Consider the following 20,046-nt stretch of genomic DNA (forward strand, 5'->3'; position numbering starts at 1 on the left):
AGATCACGGATACGGTGAGAGCCATGAGCGGTGAGCAGGGCGGCAGCCGGCGGCTGTCCACCAAGGAGGCGGCGGAGCGGCTCGGCGTGAAGGCCGAGACCGTGTACGCGTACGTGAGCCGTGGGCTGCTCAGCAGCCGGCGGGAGGCGAACGGACGCGGGTCCACCTTCGAGGCCAAGGAGGTCGACGCGCTGGCCCGCCGCAACACCCGTGCCGCCGCGGCGAGTTCGGCCGCGGGCGAGCTCGCCGTGAAGACGCGGATCACGCTGATCGAGAAGGACCGCTACTACTTCCGCGGGGTCGACGCGACCGAGCTCGCCGCGCACTACTCGTACGAGCCGGTGGTCGAATGGCTGTGGACCGGTGTCCTGCGCGAGGACGCCCGGTTCACCGCTCCCGAGGAGATCGTGGGCGCCGCGCGCCGGGCCGTACAGGCACTGCCCGCGCACAGCGGGCCGATGGACCGGCTGCGGGTCGCCACCATCGCCGCGGCGGCGGCCGACCCCCTCCGCTTCGACCTCGACGAGCAGGCCGTTCTCGGCACCGCCCGCGCCCTGGTGCCGACCCTCGTCGACGCCCTGCCCACCGTAAGCGACTGGGCGCGCGACGAGCACACGATCGCGGGCCGGCTGTGGCCGAGGCTCACCCGGCGCGCACCCGACGGCCCCTGGATGAGCGCACTGGACAAGGCACTTGTCCTCCTCATCGACCACGACCTCGCCGCGTCCACGCTGGCCGTCCGGGTCGCGGCCTCGGCCCGCGCCCATCCGTACGCCGCGGTCTCCGCCGGGCTCGGCGTGCTCGAAGGGCCCCTGCACGGAGCGGCCAGCGGTCTGGCGCACCGGATGCTCACCGAAGTGCTCGACCGGGGCAGCGCCGCCGCGGTCGTGGCCGACCACCTGCGGGCGGGCCGGCGGGTACCGGGTCTCGGCCACCGCCTGTATCCGCGCGAAGACCCGCGCGCGCAGGCGCTGTTCGCAGCTCTGGACGAGGTGCCGGAAGCGCGTGAGGCGCTGGATGCGGCGCGCGATGTGGTGGCCACGACCGCGCGGCACACCGAGCTGTACGCCAACGTCGATCTCGCGCTCGCCGTACTGACGGTGGCCGGCGGGATGCCGCCGGAGGCGGGCGAGACCGTGTTCGCCGTGTCCCGTACGGCCGGCTGGATCACGCACGCCTTGGAGGAGTACGGCGAACGGCCGCTGCGGATGCGCCCCAGCGGCCACTACACCGGAGCGCGACCACCGCAGCCCTTGCCGCTGCCTTGACCCCGCCGAGCCCACCAGCCGCGCAGGCCCCACCAGCCCTGCGGGCCTCGTCGCCCCCACCAGACCCGTCGACCTGCCCCGCACCCCTTGCCGTAAGCCCGGTTTTCAGTCAACTCCGACGCGCCGCAAGCAGAATGCAAAGCTTGCGCTAATCTTGCGCCCATGACGCGACGACTTGCTCAAGTGGCCAAGAAGGTCGGGGTCAGCGAGGCCACGGTCAGCCGAGTGCTCAACAACAAGCCCGGCGTCTCCGAGGCCACCCGGCAGTCAGTGCTCTCCGCCCTCGATGTGCTCGGGTACGAACGCCCCACCCAGCTGCGCGGCGAACGCGCCCGCCTGGTCGGCCTCGTGCTGCCCGAACTCCAGAACCCGATCTTCCCGGCGTTCGCCGAGGTCATCGGCGGCACCCTCGCCCAGCAGGGCCTCACCCCCGTACTGTGCACCCAGACCAAGGGCGGGGTCTCCGAGGCGGACTATGTGGAACTGCTGCTCCAGCAGCAGGTCTCCGGAGTGGTGTTCGCGGGCGGCCTTTACGCCCAGGCCGACGCGCCGCACGACCACTACAAGCAGCTCGCCGCACGCAATATCCCGGTCGTCCTGATCAACGCGGCCATCGCCGATCTCGGCTTCCCCGCCGTCTCCTGCGACGACGCATCGGCCGTGGAACAGAGCTGGCGCCACCTCGCCTCGCTCGGCCATGAACGCATCGGTCTGGTGCTCGGCCCCGCCGACCACATGCCCTCGCAGCGCAAGCTGATCGGGGCGCGCGCGGCCGCCAAGGCGGCGGGCGGCTCGCTGCCCGACGAGCATGTGGTGCGCGGCATGTTCTCGCTCGAAGGCGGTCAGGCGGCGGCCACCCGGCTGATCGACGCCGGCGTCACGGGACTCATCTGCGCGAGCGACCCGCAGGCGCTCGGCGCGGTGCGCGCGGCCCGTCGGCGCGGGCTGGACGTCCCGCGCGAGATCTCGGTGGTCGGGTACGACGACTCCGCGTTCATGAACTGCACCGAGCCCCCGCTCACCACCGTCCGTCAGCCCATCGAGGCGATGGGCCGCGCCGCGGTGGAGCTGCTCTCGCTGCAGATCGCCGGCAGTTCGGTGCCGTCGGAGGAGCTGCTCTTCGAGCCGGAGCTGGTGGTGCGGGGGTCGACCGCGCAGGCCGTACGCGACTGAGCAGACCCTGCAGCGCGCGACGCTGATGCGCGCAGACAGCACGCGAGCCCCGCACGAACCACGACCACCATCTGTCGAGGAATTGCGATCTGTGCGCGGAATTTCACAACCCACTGCCGAGATCGTCACACCTCCGCCCTATGGACCGGAGTACGGAGCCCCGTGAGAGCCGTCGCCCGCTCAGGCTAGGCTCACCTACGTGAGTACGTGCGCCACCGCCTCCCGCGACCTCGACGAACCCGTCGCGGGAACCGCGGCCACCGCCACCACCTGGCTGCTCCTGGAGCAGCCGGGTCCCTGGGGTGCCAAGGCGCTCACCTCCAGCCACCTCGACGCCGGGCTCGGCGCCGCTCTCGAAGCCGCCGCCAAGGACACCGGCGTACGGATCGCGCTGATCCGGCGCCCGGGCCGGCACGCCGACTCCCACTCCCCCGTGGAGCGCCAGGTGTACGCGGCCCATGTCCGGCCCGACGGCGCTTGGCTGCACAGCGCCGTCATCACGGATCCCGCCCGGCTTCTCGACCTCGACTTCGCGGCCCTCGGGCGAGGCGAAGCCGGCTCGTTCGACGCGGAGTTGGCGGGCGCCGAGCACACCGGCGCACCGCTCGCCCTCGTCTGCACCAACGGCAAGCGCGACCGCTGCTGCGCCCTCCTCGGCCGCCCCCTCGCGGCCGAGCTGGCCGCCGCCGGTGCGAGCGGCACCTGGGAGATCACGCACCTCGGCGGTCACCGTTTCTCGCCGACGCTGCTCGTCCTGCCGTACGGCTATGCGTACGGCAGGCTCGACGCCTCCGCCGTCAAGGAAGTCCTGACGGCCGTCGGCGACGGCCGCATCGTCACCGACGGCTGCCGCGGCAACTCCGCCTGGGACCGCCCGGGCCAGGCCGCCGAGCTCGCGGTGCGTACGACAGTGGGCGAGCAGCGGGCCGGGGCGCTCTCGGTCATCAGCAGCGAGGCCGTCAGCGTCGAGGTCGTCGGCGGCGAGGCCGTCAGCAGTGACGTCGAACGCGGTGAGGACGCCGCTCCCCACTGGCAGATCACCGTCGCCCACCGCGACGGCCGCGCCTGGGCCGTGACCGTCGCGCAGGGCGCCGCCCGGCCGTCGCGCCCGGAGAGCTGCGGAGGCGCGCTGGGGACACCGGCGCGGATGGATGTGGTGGCGGTGCGGGAGCTGGCCGGGGTCTGACGCCCTCCTGCGGACCCGCCCCTACGCGGCGGCCCAACTCCCTTTCCGTACAGGAGAATCGGCGCACACAGGAAAGCCGGCGCCCTACGCCGACCCCTTCACCACGCTCCACCCACCGTCCACCACCAGGCTCGCCCCGGTGATGTACCCCGCCTCGTCCGCCGCCAGGAACGCGATCGCGGCCGCCACCTCCTCGGGCGCACCGAGCCGTCCGGCCGCCGTCTCGGCCATGCTGCGCGCCCGGTCCTCCTCGCTGACGCGATCCCAGGCGCCGGTCAGGATCGGGCCCGGCAACACGCAGTTGACGCGCACCTCGGGTCCGTATTCGACGGCGAGCTGGCCGCAGAGCGAGAGCAGCGCGCCCTTGCTCGCCGCGTAGGCGGGGTGGCCCGGGATTCCCTTGTGGGCGTGGACGGACGAGGTGAGGACGACGGCGCCGCGCTGTGCGCGCAAATCCGGGAGTACGGCCTTGAAGCCCAGGAACGATCCGGTGAGGTTGACCGAGAGCTGGCGTTGCCAGGACTCGAGGGAGAGTGCGTGGGCGGGGGCCACCTCGACGGTGAAGGCGTTGCTGACCAGGACCCCGACCGGACCGAAGGAGTGCGCGGCCGCGACGACCCGGTCCCAGTCGGCGGGATCGGACGCGTCGGCCCGTACGAAACCGGCGCGGCCGCCCTTGCTCCGGATCCGTTCGGCGAGATCGGCGCCCCGCTCGGCGGCGATATCGGTGAGGACCACGGCGGCGCCTTCGGCGGCGAGCCGCTCGGCGGTGGCAGCGCCGATCCCGGAGGCGGCCCCGGTGACGATGGCGACACGGTCGGCGAAACGGTGGCCTGCGGAAGGCTCATTCGGGCTCGTCATACGGACATCCCACCTCCCCGTGTGCCCCAGGACAATACGTGAGCCCGATCACTTCGCACCCCGGCGCATTTCGGCAGCGGCCCCGTACCGCCGTACCGTTCGTAGACATGACCCCCTCCGCCTCCGGCAGCGCGCGCCGGCGCCCGCGCAGACCGCGCCTGGGGCTGCCGCGCAAGGTGTTCTCGCAGGTGCTCCTGATGCAGCTGGGGATCGCCGCCGGGGTCGCCGTCCTCGCGACCGGTCTCTTCCTCGCGCCCCTCGGCAAGGAGATGGACGACCAGGCGATGCGCCGGGCGCTCGCGATCGCCGAGGCCACCGCCGCCGCCCCGCGGATCGCCGAGGACCTCGAGCGCACCGAGCCCACCGCGGACGGTCCCGTGCAGGAGGAGGCCGAGCGGATCCGTGCGGCCACGGGCGCCGAGTACATCGTGGTGATGGACCGGCGCGGGGTGCGCTGGTCGCATGCGAACCCTCGGCAGGTGGGCCGGGTCGTGTCCACCGACCCCAGCGACGCCCTGGCCGGCCGCGACGTGATGGAGATCGACGACGGCACGCTGGGGCGCTCGGCCCGCGGCAAGGTGCCGCTGCGCGACGAGGACGGGGCGATCGTCGGTGCGGTCTCGGTCGGCATCGAGTACGACAGTGTGCGGGCGCGGCTGCTCAACGCGATCCCGGGGCTCTTCGCGTACGCGGGCGGAGCGCTCGCGGTCGGTGCGCTCGCCGCGTATCTGATCTCGCGCAGAGTGCAGAAGCAGACCCGCGATCTGGCCTTCTCCGATATCTCGGCGCTGCTCGCCGAGCGCGAGGCCATGCTGCACGGCATCCGCGAAGGCGTGGTCGCGCTCGATCGCCACGGCCGGATCCGGCTGCTCAACGACGAGGCGGAGCGACTGCTCGGACTCGACGGCGAGGCCGTGGGCAAGCCGCTCGACGAGGCGCTCGGCGCGGGCCGCACCACCGATGTGCTCGCGGGCAGCGTGACCGGCACCGATCTGGTGACGGTACGCGGCAGGCGCGTACTGATCGCGAACCGGATGCCCACCCACGACGGCGGCGCGGTGGCCACGCTGCGCGACCGCACCGAACTGGAGCAGCTCGGCCGTGAACTCGACTCGACCCGCGGCCTGATCGACGCCCTGCGCGCCAAGGACCACGAGCACGCCAACCATCTGCACACGCTCCTCGGCCTCCTCGAGCTGGAGATGTACGAGGACGCCGTGGAGTTCGTCGGCGAGGCGGCCGGGGCCCAGCGGGTGACCGCCGAGCAGATCACGGAGAAGATCCACGATCCGCTGCTCGCGGCGCTGCTCGTCGGCAAGGCGACCGTGGCCTCCGAGCGCGGGGTCACGCTGCGGCTGTGCGAGGGCACGCTGCTGCCGGACCGTCTCGTGGGTCCCCAGGATCTGGTGACGATCGCGGGCAACCTGGTCGACAACGCGCTCGATGCCGCGACCGGCAGCACCCGGGCGCAGGTCGAGGTCGAGGTGCGGGCCGACGGGTGCGAGGCTGTCCTGCGCGTACGGGATTCAGGGCCCGGAGTGCCGCCCGAACAGCGGGAGTTGATCTTCACGGAGGGCTGGTCCACCAAGGAGTCCCCGGCCCATCGTGGTCGCGGGATCGGTCTTGCGCTTGTCCGCCGCCTCGCCGAGCGCCAGGGCGGCAGTGCGCGGGTGGACGAAGCGGCGGACGGAGGCGCCGAGTTCACCGTCGTACTGCCGCAGGCGCTGCGCGACGAGGCGCCGCGGACGAAGATCGGCGGGCCGCGGGAGGCACCCGGAGCCACTGGAGCGGCCGGAGCGGCAGCAACCGGCCAGGCGGTCCCTGACCGTACGGAAGCGATCGAGGAATCACGATGATCGAAGTCCTGGTCGTGGACGACGACCTGCGCGTCGCCAAGGTGAACGCCGCCTACGTGGACAAGGTCCCCGGCTTTCAGGTGGCCGCCCAGGCGCACAGCGCCGCCGAGGCCCTGGAGCGGATCGAGTCCGCCGGTCCGTTCGACCTGATCCTGATGGACCACTATCTGCCGGACGGCACCGGCCTTTCGGTCGTACGGCGGCTGCGCGAGCGCGGCGACCGCACCGACGTGATCATGGTGACCGCCGCCCGTGATGTGGCCACGGTGCAGGCCGCGATGCGGCTCGGGGCGCTGCAGTACCTGGTCAAGCCCTTCACGTTCGCGGGTCTGCGCGGCAGGCTCGAGGCGTACGCGGCGCTGCGGCGGACCCTGGAAGGCGGCGGCGAGGCCGAACAGTCGGAGGTGGACCGGATCTTCGGCGCCCTGTCGACGGACACCGCGCCCCAGCTCCCCAAGGGCCACTCCCCCGAGACCGCCGAGCTGGTCCGCCGCGCCCTGATGTCCGCCGAGGGCCCGCTGTCGGCGGCGGAGCTCGCCGACCGCACGGGCCTGAGCCGCCAGACCGCCCAGCGCTACCTCAAGCTCCTGGAACGCTCCGGCCGCGTACGCCTCGGCCTGAGGTACGGCGATACGGGGCGGCCGGAGCACCGGTACGAGTGGGCGGCGAGCCTGTAACTTCCGGCTCTACACGGCCCCCGCCCCCGTGAGCGAGCGCACCTCGGTCTCCGCGTGCTTGGCCTTGTCCGGGCCCTGAGGTGAGGTGGCCGTGCCCGCCCAGCCGGCCAGGAAGCCGAGGGGGATGGAGATCAGGCCGGGGTTCTCCAGCGGGAAGAGGTGGAAGTCCACGCCGGGGAACATCGCCGTCGGGGAGCCGGAGACCACCGGCGAGAAGATCACCAGGATGAGGGCGGGGATCAGTCCGCCGTAGACGGACCAGACCGCGCCCCGCGTGGTGAAGCGGCGCCAGAAGAGCGAGTACAGGAGCACCGGCAGATTCGCCGACGCGGCCACCGCGAAGGCGAGTCCGACGAGGAACGCCACGTTCAAGTCCTTTGCGAGCAGCCCGAGTCCGATCGCGGTGAGGCCGATGCCGACCGCCGCGACCCGCGCGACCGCGACCTCGCTGCGCGGCTTGGCGTGCTTGCGCCGCAGCGAGGCGTAGAGATCGTGGGCCACCGAGGCCGATGAGGCGAGCGTGATGCCGGCGACGACCGCGAGGATCGTGGCGAAGGCGATCGCGGCGACCACCGCGAAGAGAACCGTTCCGCCCGTGGAACCGGCGCCTCCGCCCAGGTCCAGGGAGAGCAGCGGAATGGCCGTGTTGCCCGAGGCGTTGGACGCCTTCACCTCGCTGGTGCCGACGATCGCCGCCGCGCCGAAGCCGAGCACGATCGTCATCAGGTAGAAGCTGCCGATCAGACCGATCGACCACACGACGGAGCGGCGTGCGGCCCGCGCGGTGGGCACGGTGTAGAAGCGCGACAGGATGTGCGGCAGCCCGGCCGTGCCGAGCACGAGCGCCAGACCGAGGCTGATGAAGTCGAGGCGCGCGGTCCAGTCCCCGCCGTAGCGCAGGCCCGGCGCGAGGAAGTCCTTGCCGTGGCCGCTCTTCTCGGCGGCGGTGTTGAGCAGGCTGTTGAAGTCGCCGTGGAAGCGCACCAGGACGAGCACGGTGAGGGCGATCGCGCCGCCCATCAGGAGCACGGCCTTGACGATCTGGATCCAGGTGGTGGCCCGCATCCCGCCGAGCGACACGTACACGACCATGAGCGCGCCGACGCCGATCACCGTCCAGGCCTGCGCGGCCTCGCTCGTACCGCCGAGCAGCAGCGCGACGAGACTGCCCGCGCCGACCATCTGCGCCACCAGGTAGAGCACGGAGACGGTCACGGACGAGGTGCCGGCCGCGATCCGTACCGGACGCTCGCTCATGCGGGCGGCGACCACGTCGGCGAGCGTGAACCGGCCGCAGTTGCGCACGAGTTCGGCCACGAGAAGGAGCACGACCAGCCAGGCGACGAGGAAACCCACCGAGTAGAGCAGCCCGTCGTAGCCGTACAGGGCGATGAGTCCGGAGATGCCGAGGAAGGAGGCGGCGGACATGTAGTCGCCCGCGATGGCGAAACCGTTCTCCATGGGCGAGAACAGCCGTCCGCCCGCGTAGAACTCCTCCGCGCTGCCGTGCCGGTTGCGGCTCACCCATGTGGTGATGCCGAGCGTGACCGCGATGAACGCGCAGAAGAGGAGCAGCGCCAGTGTCTGATGGTCGCCCGTCAACGCCCGACCCCCCGCGTCAGCTCCTGGGTGTCCCAGCGCAGATCGAGCGCGGCCCGGTCCCTGCGCAGCCGCGCATGGCGGGCGTACGCGAAGGTCAGCAGGAAGGTCGTGAGGAACTGTCCGAGGCCCGCGATCATCGCCACGTTCACGGCGCCCGCGACGGGCTGCGCCATCAGGCCGGGCGCCATGGTGGCGGCCAGGATGTACGCGACGTACCAGGTGAAGAAGGCGATCACCGCGGGGATCACGAAGCGGCGGTACCGGCTGCGCACCTCCTGGAAGGCGGCGCTGGCCTGCACTTCCAGATAGATACTGGCCGCGTCGGGGCGCTGCTCCGCCGCCCTGGGGGCGGGCGGTGCGGGCGCGGAGGCGGGGGCGCCGGTGCTGTCCAGCTCTCCCCAGCCCGAGGCCAGTGCGTCGTACCAGGGGTCGTCGAACCGGATCTGTCCGGTCCGCCGCCCGTCGTGCTTCTCCACCGAACTCTCCTTGTCCGCGACCCGTTTGGTCGCGTGCCCAAGGATGGGCGGACCAGGAAGATCCCGGACACTTCACGCCGATCTGTTCACTCCATCAGGTGAAGCACGGCCGAAGTGACCTCAGCGGCGGGGCGGTTCGGCGAGCCCGTGCCGGTAGGCGTAACGCACCGCCTGGGTGCGGTCCTTGAGGCCGGCCTTGGCGAAGAGGTTATTGATGTGCGTCTTCACGGTGGCGGTCGAGACCTGCAACGCCCTCGCGATCTCGGTGTTCGTCAGCCCGTCGGCGATCTGCGCGAGCACTTCGGCCTCGCGGGCGGTGAGACCGTCGGGCAGTTCTGCCGGGGCCTGTGCGGGAGCGACCGGTTCCGACAGGCGCTCCAGGAGCCTGAGTTGCACCTGCGGAGCGAGCCCGGCGTCACCGGAGAGCACGGCTTCGATCGCCCGGACGATCTCGTCGCCGCCCGCGTCCTTGGTGAGGTAGCCACGCGCTCCGGCCTTCAGGGCGGGGAAGAGCGAGGCGTCGTCGGCGTAGGTCGTGAGCACCACGACCTGGGTGCCGGGGTGTTCGGCGCGGATACGACGGGTCGCCTCCACGCCGTCGACGCGCGGCATCCGCAGGTCCATGAGGACGACGTCCGGGGCGAGTTCGGCCACCAGGCGTACGGCTTCCTCACCGTCGCCCGCCGAGCCGACCACCTCCATGCCGGGGAGCAGCCCGAGCAGCATCACGATGCCCTCGCGCACCACGGTCTGATCGTCGGCGACGACCACACGCACGCTCATACCGGGTCCTCCACGCACCCGCTCATTCCGGCACCCGCAACCGCACCACGAATCCTCCGTCTGCGTCCTCGGCGGGACCCGCGTCGAGCGAGCCGCCGAGCAGTTCGGCCCGCTCGCGCATCCCGAGCAGACCGTACCCGCTGCCGCTCGCGGCGAGCTCGCCCTCGCGGCGCACGCCGCCGGAGTCCCGTACTTCCAGGGCCACTTCGCCCTCCCCGTACGAGAAACGCAGTCGCACCGAAGCGCCGGGCGCGTGCTTGCGTACGTTCGTCAGGGCCTCCTGGGCGACCCGTCGTACGGTCCCCGAGGTCTCGGCGCTCAGCAGGCGCGGGCTGCCGGTCACCTCGACGTCGACGTCGACGAGCGCCCGCAGGAAGTCCTCCACGGGCACCATGTCGCCGCGCAGCGCGGACAGTGCCTGGCGGGTCTCGGCGAGCCCTTCGCGGGCCATCCCCCGTGCGGCGACGACGCGTTCGAGCACCTGCTCCTTGGGCGCGTCGCGCTCGACGAGCAGCCGGGCGGCCTCCAGGTGCACGAGCTGCGCGGAGAGGCTGTGGGCGAGGACGTCGTGGATCTCGCGGGCGATCCGGGCCCGTTCGGTGAGCGCGGCGGACTCCGCCTCGGCGGCGAGCGCGGCGCGTTCCTGGTCGAGCAGCCGGCGCTCCCTGCCGCGGCCCTCGGCGTCGAGCCGCAGCACGTACCCCACGAGGCAGAACGTGGCGGCGGTCAGGACAGTGCTCGTCCAGGGCTTGTCGGCGACCGGTACGAATCCGGCGAAGGCGGCCAGGGCGGCCGCGAGTCCCACGGCCGGCGGCAGCCGCTTGAGCGCGAGCACGATCCCGGAGCACCACACCACCATGCCGACCGTGGTGAACCCGGCCGCCTGCGCCCCGATCGCACCGCCGAACACCGCGGCGAGCACGGCGAGGGACGGTACGAGGCGGTGGGCGAGCGTGGTCCGCAGAAAGAGCTGCCAGCCCAGTGCGCAGACCAGCAGGACGGCCACGTCGACCGAGCTCTCCCAGGTCGGCGCGGCCGGCTCGGTGATCACGTTCCACAGCACGAACCCCGCGATCGCCGCCCTGCCGATCCAGGCGAGCGCGGAGCGCTGACCTCCGAGCCGCTCGCGGGAGAGTGCCTCCCGCGAGGGCCAGCGCAGCCAACTGTTCCGGGTCACATGTGGTCCTTCCACGCGGGCCGCGGGTAACCGGCCACCTCACGGTACGTGCGGGTGCGCCACTGCAGGACGCCCGCCCGCGCGAGCAGCATCGCGGACAGACCCACCATCAGGGCCGCACTGCTCTGGTGTACGCCGAAGGCGGCACCGATCCCGTAGAGGCCGGCGCGGACGGCGATCCCGCCCACCCACACGGCGAGCGTCAGCCTGCTGCCCTTGGACCACACGGCGCCGTCGTCCGCCCGCCACACCTGGGTCGTACGGGCGAACAGCGCGCCCATCGCCAGCGAGAGCACCAGTTCCACGGCGAGCAGCGTCGCGGCCTGGGCGGTCCGTCCTTCGCCGAGCAGATCGGGCTTGCTCAGCGCGACGAACCCGAGCACGACCGGCAGCACCCACCAGCGCCGCTCGTCACCGAGCCGCCGCGCCTTGAACTGACTCAGCACGATGAGCGCGACGACGCCGATGATCAGCAGTCCGTTGACGATCTCGGACATGGTGTCCTCCCTGTCCTCTCCCGGTTTCCCTATGTCTTCGAAGGTAGGGAAAAGCACAGGTCACAGGATCGGACCGAGGGTGGAAACGGGGTGGAAAAGCGGTCTCCACCCCGGGGTGGAGACGGCTTCGGCCGAGGCGCCAGCCCTCAGACCGCCACCCTCCGGTGGATCAGCTCGCGGTGCACGGGCATCAGGGAGTCGGGAAGCGCATCGGGTTCGAACCACCCTGCTTCGAGGATCTCGAACGAGTCGATCTTCAGCGTGCCCCCGGCGAGGACCGCCTCGTACGCGACCTCGACCCGCAGCCGGAACCCGCTGTTGAGCATGACGAGCCGGCCGGGCACCACATCGAGACCGGTCTCCTCCTTGCCCTCCCGCACGACGGTCCCCGGGAAGTCCTCTCCCCGCGCCGCGTGCCCGGTGGGCAGCCCCCAGCACCGGTCACGGGGCCACATCCGGTGGCGCAGCAGGAGCACCCGTCCCCGCTCGTCCCGCACCACCCCGGTCACCCCGACGGTGAACTTCGCGTGCGCGAGCCACATGAGCCGCCACTGCCACGACCCTCGCATCATCCGCCACAACCGCGCGGCGATCCCGTACACCTTGTTCCTCCGACCCACGCACGACGCCGAACTGGCGACGCTACCGCAGGCCGCCGAGGTCTCCCGCGCCCTCCCTGTCCGCCCTCTGCCGCACGCGGAAGCGGGCCCCACCCATGGGGTGGAGCCCGCTGGTGCCGACGGGCGTCAGGCGTCGATGCGCGAGCGGTCCAGGGTCGCCGCCGAGCTGGTGATGAACTCCTTGCGCGGCGCCACGTCATTGCCCATCAGGAGATCGAAGACCTGCTCCGCGGCCTCCAGCTCCCCGATGTTGATCCGTCGCAGCGTGCGGAAGCGCGGGTCCATCGTGGTCTCCGCCAGCTGGTCCGCGTCCATCTCGCCGAGGCCCTTGTAGCGCTGGATCGAGTCCTTGTAGCGGACGCCCTTGCGCTGGAACTCCAGGATCGTCTGCCGCAGCTCGTTGTCCGAGTACGTGTAGACGTACTTGTCCTGGCCCTTCTTGGGCTGGACCAGCTCGATCCGGTGCAGCGGCGGCACCGCGGCGAAGATCCGTCCTGCCTCGACCATCGGCCGCATGTACCGCTGGAACAGGGTCAGGAGCAGCGTGCGGATGTGCGCACCGTCCACATCGGCGTCGACAAGCAGGATGATCTTGCCGTAGCGCGCGGCGTCCACGTCGAAGGTCCGGCCGGACCCTGCTCCTATGACCTGGATGATCGCGCCGCACTCGGCGTTCTTCAGCATGTCCGAGACGGACGCCTTCTGAACGTTGAGGATCTTGCCGCGGATCGGAAGCAGCGCCTGGAACTCGGAGTTCCGCGCGAGCTTCGCGGTACCGAGCGCCGAGTCGCCCTCGACGATGAACAGCTCGCTGCGCTCCACGTCGTCGCTGCGGCAGTCCGCGAGCTTGGCCGGCAGCGAGGAGGACTCGAGCGCGGTCTTACGGCGCTGCGCCTCCTTGTGCTGGCGGGCCGCGATGCGCGTACGGGCGGCGGCGACGGCCTTGTCCATGACGGAACGGGCCTGCGCCTTGGCGTCCCGCTTGGTCGAGGTCAGGAACGCCTTGAGCTCCTTGGCCACCACATTGGCCACGATGCGGTTGGCCGCCGAGGTGCCGAGCACCTCCTTGGTCTGGCCCTCGAACTGGGGCTCCGCGAGGCGCACCGTGACGACCGCGGTCAGGCCCTCGAGCGCGTCGTCCTTGACGATGTCGTCCTCGGCGACGCGAAGGAGCTTGGCCGAGCGAAGCACCTCGTTGACCGTCTTGGTCAGCGAGCGCTCGAAGCCGGTGATGTGGGTGCCGCCCTTGGGCGTGGCGATGATGTTGACGAAGGACTTGACCGTCGTGTCGTAGCCCGTGCCCCAGCGCAGCGCGATGTCCACGCCCAGCTCACGGGTGACCTCGGTCGGCGTCATGTGGCCGACCTCGTCGAGGACCGGGACGGTCTCCTTGAAGATGCCCGTGCCGGTCAGCCGCTGCACGTCGCAGATCGGCTTGTCCGGCGCGAGGAACTCGCAGAACTCGCTGATGCCGCCGTCGAAGCGGAAGGTCTCCTCGCTCTTGCCCACACCGTCGAGGTCGCGCTCGTCGCGTACGACGATGGTGAGGCCGGGCACCAGGAAGGCGGTCTGCCGGGCGCGCTGGTGCAGGTTCTCCAGGGAGAGCTTGGCGTCCTTGAGGAAGATCTGCGTGTCCGACCAGTAGCGGATACGCGTACCGGTGCGGCCCTTGGGTACTCGCTTGCCCTTGGTCAGACCGCTGCCGGCGGTGAACTCGGCGTCGGGCCCCTCGCCCGCGAAGGCACCGGGGACACCTCGCCGGAAGCTGATCGAGTGCACGGTGCTGCGGTCGACCTCGACGTCGAGTCGCGCCGACAGCGCGTTGACCACGGAGGCGCCCACACCATGCAGACCGCCGGAGGCCGCGTACGAGCCGCCGCCGAACTTTCCGCCGGCGTGCAGCTTCGTCATGACGACCTCGACGCCGGAGAGCCCGGTCTTGGGCTCGACGTCGACCGGGATCCCGCGCCCGTTGTCACGGACCTCCACGGACCCGTCCTCGTGCAGGATCACCTCGATGCGGTCGCAGTGGCCGCCGAGGGCCTCGTCGACCGCGTTGTCGATGATCTCCCACAGGCAGTGCATCAGGCCGCGGCTGTCGGTCGAGCCGATGTACATGCCGGGGCGCTTGCGGACGGCTTCGAGTCCCTCGAGGACGAGGAGGTGCCGCGCGGTGTAGTTGGAACCGTCCCGGTCTGCTCCGCTCAGCAGCGCTGTGGACGTCACGGACGTTTCGGCGGTCACGCGTTTCGCTCCTCGCTGAATTTCAATTGGGGCCCCGATGCCGGGGTCCGGTACCGAGTACCGCGTCAGAGGGTACCGAGGCCTGGTAGAGCCGATGTAACGCCACCCTCGGCTGACGACAGACTAGTGCAGAGTCGCATACCTGTTCGATCCCTCGAAGGGGTGATGCGGATATCACGTTCCCAACCAGGCATGAACCATTTAGGCTCCGGGCACGTCCTCATGAACAACCCGACCAGCCAGGTCGGGAAGGACCAGGCAGGCCCGCCGAACAACCGACTACAGGACACGACAAGCAACTCGGCAGACAAGCGAACCCGTAAGCCGCAAGCCAGCACTACGGCACCTTCGCCGCCACCCGGTTGCAGCCGACCGACTCGAGAAGAAATTTTCGAGTCAAAGCCCCGAGCGGGAACGTTTTCGGGCTGGTTGGATGTTGACCCTGGTACGACAGCTCGTCGAGCTAGAGAAGAGGCGACGTGACTACTGTTCTGACCCCAGCGAACCCGCTGACGGCCGCTGACCGATGCGACCGCTGCGGCGCCCAGGCGTATCTGCGCGTCGTACTCCTGAGCGGCGGAGAGCTGCTCTTCTGCGCCCACCACGGTCGCAAGTTCGAGCCGGAACTCAAGAAGATCTCCGCTGAGATACAGGATGAGACGGAGCGGCTCACTGCCGTCCCGGCAGTCGCCGACACCGAAGAACGCTGACACTTCGCATCAACGACGAGCGAGCCAGCGCCGGCCAGGCCGGTCATGACGACGGGCGGGCAGTCCCCACAGGGATTGCCCGCCCGTCGCTTTTCCCGTTTCCGTACGGTTCTGTGGCCGCCTACGACCCCTTCGCGGCCGTCGGCGCCATCCGCGCGAGCAGCTCGCTGATCCGCGTATAGACACCGGGGCTCCCTGCCTGCCCGCAGCCGCTCCCCCAGGACACCAGACCGATCAGGCGGCCCCGGGCCACCAGCGGGCCCCCGCTGTCGCCCTGGCAGGCGTCCCTGCCGCCCTCCACCTCGCCCGCGCAGAGCATCACGCTGCGCAGATACGTGCCGTCGGCGTTCCCCGGATACGCGGCCTCACAGGCCGTGTCCGCGAGGACCTGCACCTTGGCGGCCCGCAGGGAGCGCGCATAGTCGCCCTGGCCTGTGGTGTCGCCCCAGCCGTAGACCTGGGCGCGTGTGCCCGCCTCGTAGGCGCGGTCGCCGACGGGCGCCATGGGGATGACGTGGTCCTTGGGCAGCGGCTTGTCGAGGGTGAGGATGGCGAGGTCGCCGGCGTTGGTGAAGGAGTCGTACTCCTCGTTGACCCAGACGCTGCGCACCGCCACCTCACGGCCGCCCGCCGCCCGCAGATCATTGCGCCCGGCGATGATGTGCAGATCCTCCACGGTCTCCAGCGGGGCGCCGAGCACTTCGAGGCTGAGGCAGTGCGCGGCGGTGAGCACGGTGGTCGGCGAGACCACGGCGCCGCCGCAGAACTGCCCGGCGCGCGTACCTCCGAACCGGTCACGGCTCGCGAGCGCCACGGCCCAGGGACTGTCGGACACCTGCACGGGACTGCCGCCGATCACGACGCCGTCGGCCGCCGCCGGCACCGGGGCGGCCAGCGGCGTGACGACGGCCGCGGCCACCAGGGCGGCAGCGGTCGAAAGCCGCCTGCTCAGAGGTCGACGCATGCGCACTCCTGACTCTGCGTGGTCATGATTACGCTCAGCGTCAGCCAGTACGACAAGGGGCGCGACCTGGGCCGCAGCCCGGGCCCGGAACAGCAGCGAGCCCGGCCGCCCCCGCTGAGCGGGAGTGCCGGGCTCGTGTGCGTACGGCCTCGGAAGGACTCAGTCGAGGTAGTCGCGCAGGACCTGCGAACGCGACGGGTGGCGCAGCTTCGACATGGTCTTCGACTCGATCTGACGGATGCGCTCACGCGTCACGCCGTAGACCTTGCCGATCTCGTCGAGGGTCTTCGGCTGACCGTCGGTGAGACCGAAGCGCATCGAGACCACGCCCGCCTCACGCTCGGAGAGCGTGTCGAGGACGGAGTGCAGCTGCTCCTGGAGGAGCGTGAAGGAGACCGCGTCGGCCGGAACGACCGCCTCGGAGTCCTCGATCAGGTCGCCGAACTCACTGTCGCCGTCCTCACCCAGGGGGGTGTGGAGGGAGATCGGCTCGCGACCGTACTTCTGGACCTCGATGACCTTCTCGGGGGTCATGTCGAGCTCCTTGGCCAGCTCCTCCGGGGTGGGCTCACGGCCCAGGTCCTGGAGCATCTGGCGCTGGACGCGCGCGAGCTTGTTGATGACCTCGACCATGTGCACCGGGATACGGATGGTGCGGGCCTGGTCGGCCATGGCGCGGGTGATCGCCTGACGGATCCACCAGGTGGCGTACGTGGAGAACTTGTAGCCCTTGGTGTAGTCGAACTTCTCGACCGCGCGGATCAGACCGAGGTTGCCCTCCTGGATCAGGTCCAGGAAGAGCATGCCGCGGCCGGTATAACGCTTGGCCAGGGAGACCACCAGACGGAGGTTGGCCTCCAGGAGGTGGTTCTTGGCGCGGCGGCCGTCCTCGGCGATGATCTCCAGCTCGCGCTTGAGCTTCGGCGCGAGCTTGTCGGCGTTCGCCAGCTTGTCCTCGGCGAACAGGCCGGCCTCGATGCGCTTGGCGAGCTCGACCTCCTGCTCGGCGTTGAGGAGCGGGACCTTGCCGATCTGCTTGAGGTAGTCCTTGACCGGGTCGGCGGTGGCACCGGCGACGACGACCTGCTGGGCAGGGGCGTCTTCCTCGTCGTCGGAGAGGACGAACCCCTTCGACTCGCCGCCCTCTTCCTCCTCGTCGTCGTCCTTGCCCGCGGGGGTCTCCTCGGTCGGCTCATCGCCGTCGAGGTCCTCGTCCTTCTTGGACCCGGCCTTCTTCGCGGTGGTCTTCTTGGCCGCCGTCTTCTTGGCGGCGGTCTTCTTCGCGGCCGTCTTCTTGGCCGCGGCCTTCTTGGCAGGGGCCGAGGACTCGTCCTCGACCGAGGCCTCGACCTCGGCGGCCGGGGCGGCGGCCGCGGCGGAGGTCGCCGAGGCGACCTTCTTGGCCGGGGCCTTGGCGGCGACGGTCTTGGTAGCGGTGCGCTTGGCCGGACTCTTCGCTGCGACGCTCTTGCGGGTGCGCTTCGGCGACTCCGCGGCACTGACCATCAGCGTCACACCCTCTTCCTCGAGGATCTGGTTGAGGCTGCGCAGAACGTTCTTCCACTGAGTGGCCGGAATCTGGTCAGCTTCGAAGGCACGACGCACGTCATCGCCGGCGATCTGCCCCTCAGCCTTTCCCCGCTCGATGAGCGCCATCACAGATGCGGACTCGGCGATCTCGGGCGGGAGCGTACGGGATGTGCTGGCCGACACGAACAACCTCTCGGAACGATGGAAACGGCTTCCGACTCCGTCCATGGTGGAACCGGAGCCGACGTCCGCCGACTGGGGATGGGTCGGCGGCGAGGCGGGCGATCCGCGGAGCTCACACAGCGCCAGAACCGGCTGCTGTATTCCTTCCTCGGCAGTCACCTCTTAGGTCATCGCGCTGCCGCGAAGAGCGTTACGCCCAATGTTCGTGGCCCGAGTCACACCGCGTAACCGGTGATAGCGCTCAGAAGCAGACATACGCCCACGCAAACAGCCGCCGAACCCGGTACGAACCGGCCCGGGTCCGGCGACTGCGCAGCGAAAAGGTACGGAGAAACGAGATCAAAGATCAGACATCAAAGATGAGAGATCGGCGATCCGCGGTCAGTGCTCGCGCGGCGCGGGCACCACGCGCTCCACGTCCGGGTGCACCGTGAGAAGTTGACGCATCGCGTTCTCGGCGGCGGCACCGTCGGCGGCCGCGATGGCGTCGGCGATGCGGCCGTGGTGTCCGAGCGAGGCCTCGCCGGGGCGGTCGCAGCCGGTGACCGGACCGCCGGAGACCTGGAGCGCGGCCGAGACGATGCCGGACAGGTGCTCCAGCATGCGGTTGCTCGCGAGCTGGATCAGGAGCGAGTGGAACTCGGCGTCGGCACGCGAGAAGGTCAGCGCATCGCCCTGCCCGAGCGCGTGGCCCATGATCTCCACCATGTCCGCGAGGCGCTGCTGCAGCTCGTCACGGTTGTGGCCGGCGGCGAGCCGGGCGGCGAGCGGTTCGATCGTCCAGCGCAGCTCGGTCAGCTCACGGCGCTGATCGTCGCGCTGTGGTCCGAAGGCCCGCCACTCGATGATGTCCGGGTCGAGCAGATTCCAGTCGCTGACCGGCCGCACCCGCGTACCGACATTGGGGCGGGCGCTCACGAGGCCCTTGGCCTCGAGGACGCGCAGCGATTCACGGACGACGGTGCGGGACACCTCGAAGCGCTGGCCGATCTCCTCGGGAACCAGCGGGCGGTCCGCGCCGAGGTCGCCGGAGACGATCATCTGGCCGAGCTGCTGGACGAGTTGGCCGTGCAGTCCGCGGCCGCGGCTGCCGGCCGCGCGTCGGCCGACCCGGCCGAGGTCCTGGTCGTGGCCCTCCCAGGCCGGTGCGGGTACGCGGTCGACGCCGGGCGTCTCCGCGTACGGGTAGCGGTCGATTTCGCCCGGTCCTGCGAGGCCGGAATCGGCGGAGCGGGCGGCGGTCATCATGGTGTGCGCAAGGGTACTCACGGATCCTTTGTCGGCGCGGTCCCCAACCCCCTTGAGGTCTTTGGTGAAAAGCACACGAAAGGGTGATCGCTTACCTTGCCGTAATTGACGCCTTATCGTAAAGAAAGCGGCATTACCTGGGTGTTGTAGGTCGATCGGGCTGAACGACCGTTCTGTTCTGCTATTGGAGGCGGAAGTTCGAGCCGGCTCCGCGGTGCGCCGCGGCTAGCGCAGGCGGCTGCGCATCGACGTGAGCAGATAGGCCGCCATCAGCGTCGCGAGGCTCAACGCCAGCGTGAACGCGATGGGTTGGGCCAGCATCCGCACCGCACCGGCGAGATAGCGCTCGCTGCCGATCGGCCACTGGACGAGTGCGAGATCGCGCAGCCGGGCGGGCAGTCCGGCGGCGGTGCGCACCGACGGCCCTGCCAGCGCCTTCTGTACGACGGGGACGAGCACGACCGGGACGGCGAGGAGCGCGGCGAGGCCCGCCGCGGTGGACCGGAAGACGCCTGCCGCGAGCAGGCCCGCCCACGAGCAGCCGGTGACGAGGCAGAGCCAACTCGCCGTGAGCGAAGGCCAGTCGGCGGGGAGCCGCGTCACTTCCTCGCCGTAGACGACATGCAGCAGGGCGGCGTCGGACAGCAGCACGAGGGCCGCGATCAGGAACGCGGTCGCGGCGCAGACGGCGAGCTTCGCCGCGAGCAGCCCGAGGCGGCGCGGGACGGTGCCGCGGTCGGCGGCGAGCGCGGGGTGCTTGAACTCGTCACCGAACGAGAGCGCGCCGAGCAGACCGGCGCCCAGAGCCGCGGGGGGCAGCGGCAGTTCGTACGGCCAGGCGGCGAGGAGCCTGGGCAGCGGGGTGTGGCCGGTGCGTGCCTGGACCACGGAGATCAGTGCGGAGACGGCGAGCACAAGCGCCACGGTCAGGTAGCCGGTGGGGATGCCCGTGGCCCGGCGGAGTTCGTAGCGCAGGGGGCGGAGGGGGGAG

General features: G+C 70.8%; 17 protein-coding genes and 1 pseudogene. 6 read left to right on the forward strand and 12 right to left on the reverse strand.

Annotated features, from left to right (window positions below; genetic code table 11):
• Positions 1–23: 23 nt before the first annotated feature.
• The 3 genes from G6045_RS13335 to G6045_RS13345 all read left to right on the forward strand — a co-directional run bounded on the left by G6045_RS13335 (position 24) and on the right by G6045_RS13345 (position 3,627).
• Positions 24–1,268 carry a citrate synthase gene (locus tag G6045_RS13335; RefSeq protein ID WP_165332134.1) on the forward strand — a complete coding sequence of 415 codons (1,245 nt, stop codon included), beginning with the start codon at positions 24–26 and terminating at the stop codon, positions 1,266–1,268.
• Positions 1,269–1,430: 162 nt separating this feature from the next.
• Entirely contained in the window at positions 1,431–2,441 is a 1,011-nt protein-coding gene (locus tag G6045_RS13340; protein ID WP_165332135.1) for a LacI family DNA-binding transcriptional regulator, read from the forward strand.
• A gap of 199 nt (positions 2,442–2,640) precedes the next feature.
• Positions 2,641–3,627, forward strand: coding sequence for a sucrase ferredoxin (locus G6045_RS13345; RefSeq protein ID WP_165332136.1), 987 nt, complete (start codon positions 2,641–2,643; stop codon positions 3,625–3,627).
• 84 nt (positions 3,628–3,711) lie between these two features.
• On the opposite strand, the gene G6045_RS13350 is transcribed toward G6045_RS13345, so the two are convergent.
• Entirely contained in the window at positions 3,712–4,488 is a 777-nt protein-coding gene (locus G6045_RS13350; RefSeq protein WP_165332137.1) for an SDR family NAD(P)-dependent oxidoreductase, read from the reverse strand.
• Between the two features lie 107 nt (positions 4,489–4,595).
• On the opposite strand from G6045_RS13350, the gene G6045_RS13355 reads away from it, so the two are divergent.
• The gene (locus G6045_RS13355; RefSeq protein WP_165332138.1) at positions 4,596–6,344 is read left to right on the forward strand and encodes a sensor histidine kinase; all 1,749 of its coding nucleotides are present in this window, start codon (positions 4,596–4,598) and stop codon (positions 6,342–6,344) included.
• A complete protein-coding gene (locus G6045_RS13360) occupies positions 6,341–7,021 on the forward strand; it encodes a response regulator (protein ID WP_165332139.1) in 681 nt (226 codons plus the stop codon). Before G6045_RS13355 ends, G6045_RS13360 begins: the two co-directional genes overlap by 4 nt.
• Positions 7,022–7,030: 9 nt before the next feature.
• Here G6045_RS13360 and G6045_RS13365 read toward each other — a convergent pair whose 3' ends face one another.
• The 7 genes from G6045_RS13365 to G6045_RS13395 all read right to left on the reverse strand — a co-directional run bounded on the left by G6045_RS13365 (position 7,031) and on the right by G6045_RS13395 (position 14,420).
• Complete coding sequence (locus G6045_RS13365; RefSeq protein WP_165332140.1) at positions 7,031–8,623, reverse strand: solute symporter family protein; 1,593 nt, start codon at positions 8,621–8,623, stop codon at positions 7,031–7,033.
• Complete coding sequence (locus G6045_RS13370; RefSeq protein ID WP_307813744.1) at positions 8,620–9,099, reverse strand: DUF485 domain-containing protein; 480 nt, start codon at positions 9,097–9,099, stop codon at positions 8,620–8,622. The genes G6045_RS13365 and G6045_RS13370 overlap by 4 nt, the downstream gene beginning before the upstream one ends.
• Before the next feature lie 120 nt (positions 9,100–9,219).
• Positions 9,220–9,882 (reverse strand): response regulator transcription factor, encoded by a 663-nt coding sequence (locus tag G6045_RS13375; RefSeq protein WP_165332141.1) that lies wholly within the window; start codon positions 9,880–9,882, stop codon positions 9,220–9,222.
• Between the two features lie 22 nt (positions 9,883–9,904).
• Positions 9,905–11,059: a sensor histidine kinase gene (locus tag G6045_RS13380; protein WP_165332142.1), complete on the reverse strand. Its 1,155-nt coding sequence runs from the start codon at positions 11,057–11,059 to the stop codon at positions 9,905–9,907.
• Positions 11,056–11,556 carry a DUF1453 family protein gene (locus G6045_RS13385; protein WP_165332143.1) on the reverse strand — a complete coding sequence of 167 codons (501 nt, stop codon included), beginning with the start codon at positions 11,554–11,556 and terminating at the stop codon, positions 11,056–11,058. The genes G6045_RS13380 and G6045_RS13385 overlap by 4 nt, the downstream gene beginning before the upstream one ends.
• 146 nt (positions 11,557–11,702) lie before the next feature.
• The gene (locus G6045_RS13390) at positions 11,703–12,128 is read right to left on the reverse strand and encodes an NUDIX hydrolase (RefSeq protein ID WP_206343688.1); all 426 of its coding nucleotides are present in this window, start codon (positions 12,126–12,128) and stop codon (positions 11,703–11,705) included.
• Positions 12,129–12,302: 174 nt separating this feature from the next.
• A complete protein-coding gene (locus G6045_RS13395) occupies positions 12,303–14,420 on the reverse strand; it encodes a DNA gyrase/topoisomerase IV subunit B (RefSeq protein WP_165332144.1) in 2,118 nt (705 codons plus the stop codon).
• A gap of 479 nt (positions 14,421–14,899) precedes the next feature.
• Between G6045_RS13395 and G6045_RS13400 the strand changes: the two genes are divergently transcribed.
• Positions 14,900–15,130 (forward strand): DUF7455 domain-containing protein, encoded by a 231-nt coding sequence (locus tag G6045_RS13400; protein ID WP_165332145.1) that lies wholly within the window; start codon positions 14,900–14,902, stop codon positions 15,128–15,130.
• Positions 15,131–15,251: 121 nt separating this feature from the next.
• On the opposite strand, the gene G6045_RS13405 is transcribed toward G6045_RS13400, so the two are convergent.
• The 4 genes and pseudogenes from G6045_RS13405 to G6045_RS13420 form a co-directional block, all read right to left on the reverse strand.
• A complete protein-coding gene (locus G6045_RS13405) occupies positions 15,252–16,094 on the reverse strand; it encodes a S1 family peptidase (protein WP_165332146.1) in 843 nt (280 codons plus the stop codon).
• A gap of 159 nt (positions 16,095–16,253) precedes the next feature.
• The gene (locus G6045_RS13410) at positions 16,254–17,807 is read right to left on the reverse strand and encodes an RNA polymerase sigma factor (protein ID WP_165332147.1); all 1,554 of its coding nucleotides are present in this window, start codon (positions 17,805–17,807) and stop codon (positions 16,254–16,256) included.
• A gap of 381 nt (positions 17,808–18,188) precedes the next feature.
• Complete coding sequence (locus G6045_RS13415) at positions 18,189–19,076, reverse strand: FadR/GntR family transcriptional regulator (protein ID WP_165332148.1); 888 nt, start codon at positions 19,074–19,076, stop codon at positions 18,189–18,191.
• A gap of 204 nt (positions 19,077–19,280) precedes the next feature.
• Positions 19,281–20,046 (reverse strand): annotated as a pseudogene (locus G6045_RS13420) (ABC transporter ATP-binding protein); the annotation flags it as partial.

It is taken from the genome of Streptomyces mesophilus (assembly GCF_011044995.1).
In the GTDB taxonomy this organism is placed as follows: domain Bacteria; phylum Actinomycetota; class Actinomycetes; order Streptomycetales; family Streptomycetaceae; genus Streptomyces; species Streptomyces mesophilus.

Bases quoted from the DNA above. Each gene is read 5' to 3' on its own strand.
- G6045_RS13360 (WP_165332139.1), top strand. From the start codon at position 6,341: ATGATCGAAGTCCTGGTCGTGGACGACGACCTGCGCGTCGCCAAGGTG.
- G6045_RS13375 (WP_165332141.1), bottom strand. From the start codon at position 9,882: ATGAGCGTGCGTGTGGTCGTCGCCGACGATCAGACCGTGGTGCGCGAG.
- G6045_RS13350 (WP_165332137.1), bottom strand. From the start codon at position 4,488: ATGACGAGCCCGAATGAGCCTTCCGCAGGCCACCGTTTCGCCGACCGT.
- G6045_RS13405 (WP_165332146.1), bottom strand. From the start codon at position 16,094: ATGCGTCGACCTCTGAGCAGGCGGCTTTCGACCGCTGCCGCCCTGGTG.
- G6045_RS13385 (WP_165332143.1), bottom strand. From the start codon at position 11,556: ATGTCCGAGATCGTCAACGGACTGCTGATCATCGGCGTCGTCGCGCTC.
- G6045_RS13340 (WP_165332135.1), top strand. From the start codon at position 1,431: ATGACGCGACGACTTGCTCAAGTGGCCAAGAAGGTCGGGGTCAGCGAG.
- G6045_RS13390 (WP_206343688.1), bottom strand. From the start codon at position 12,128: ATGATGCGAGGGTCGTGGCAGTGGCGGCTCATGTGGCTCGCGCACGCG.
- G6045_RS13335 (WP_165332134.1), top strand. From the start codon at position 24: ATGAGCGGTGAGCAGGGCGGCAGCCGGCGGCTGTCCACCAAGGAGGCG.
- G6045_RS13355 (WP_165332138.1), top strand. From the start codon at position 4,596: ATGACCCCCTCCGCCTCCGGCAGCGCGCGCCGGCGCCCGCGCAGACCG.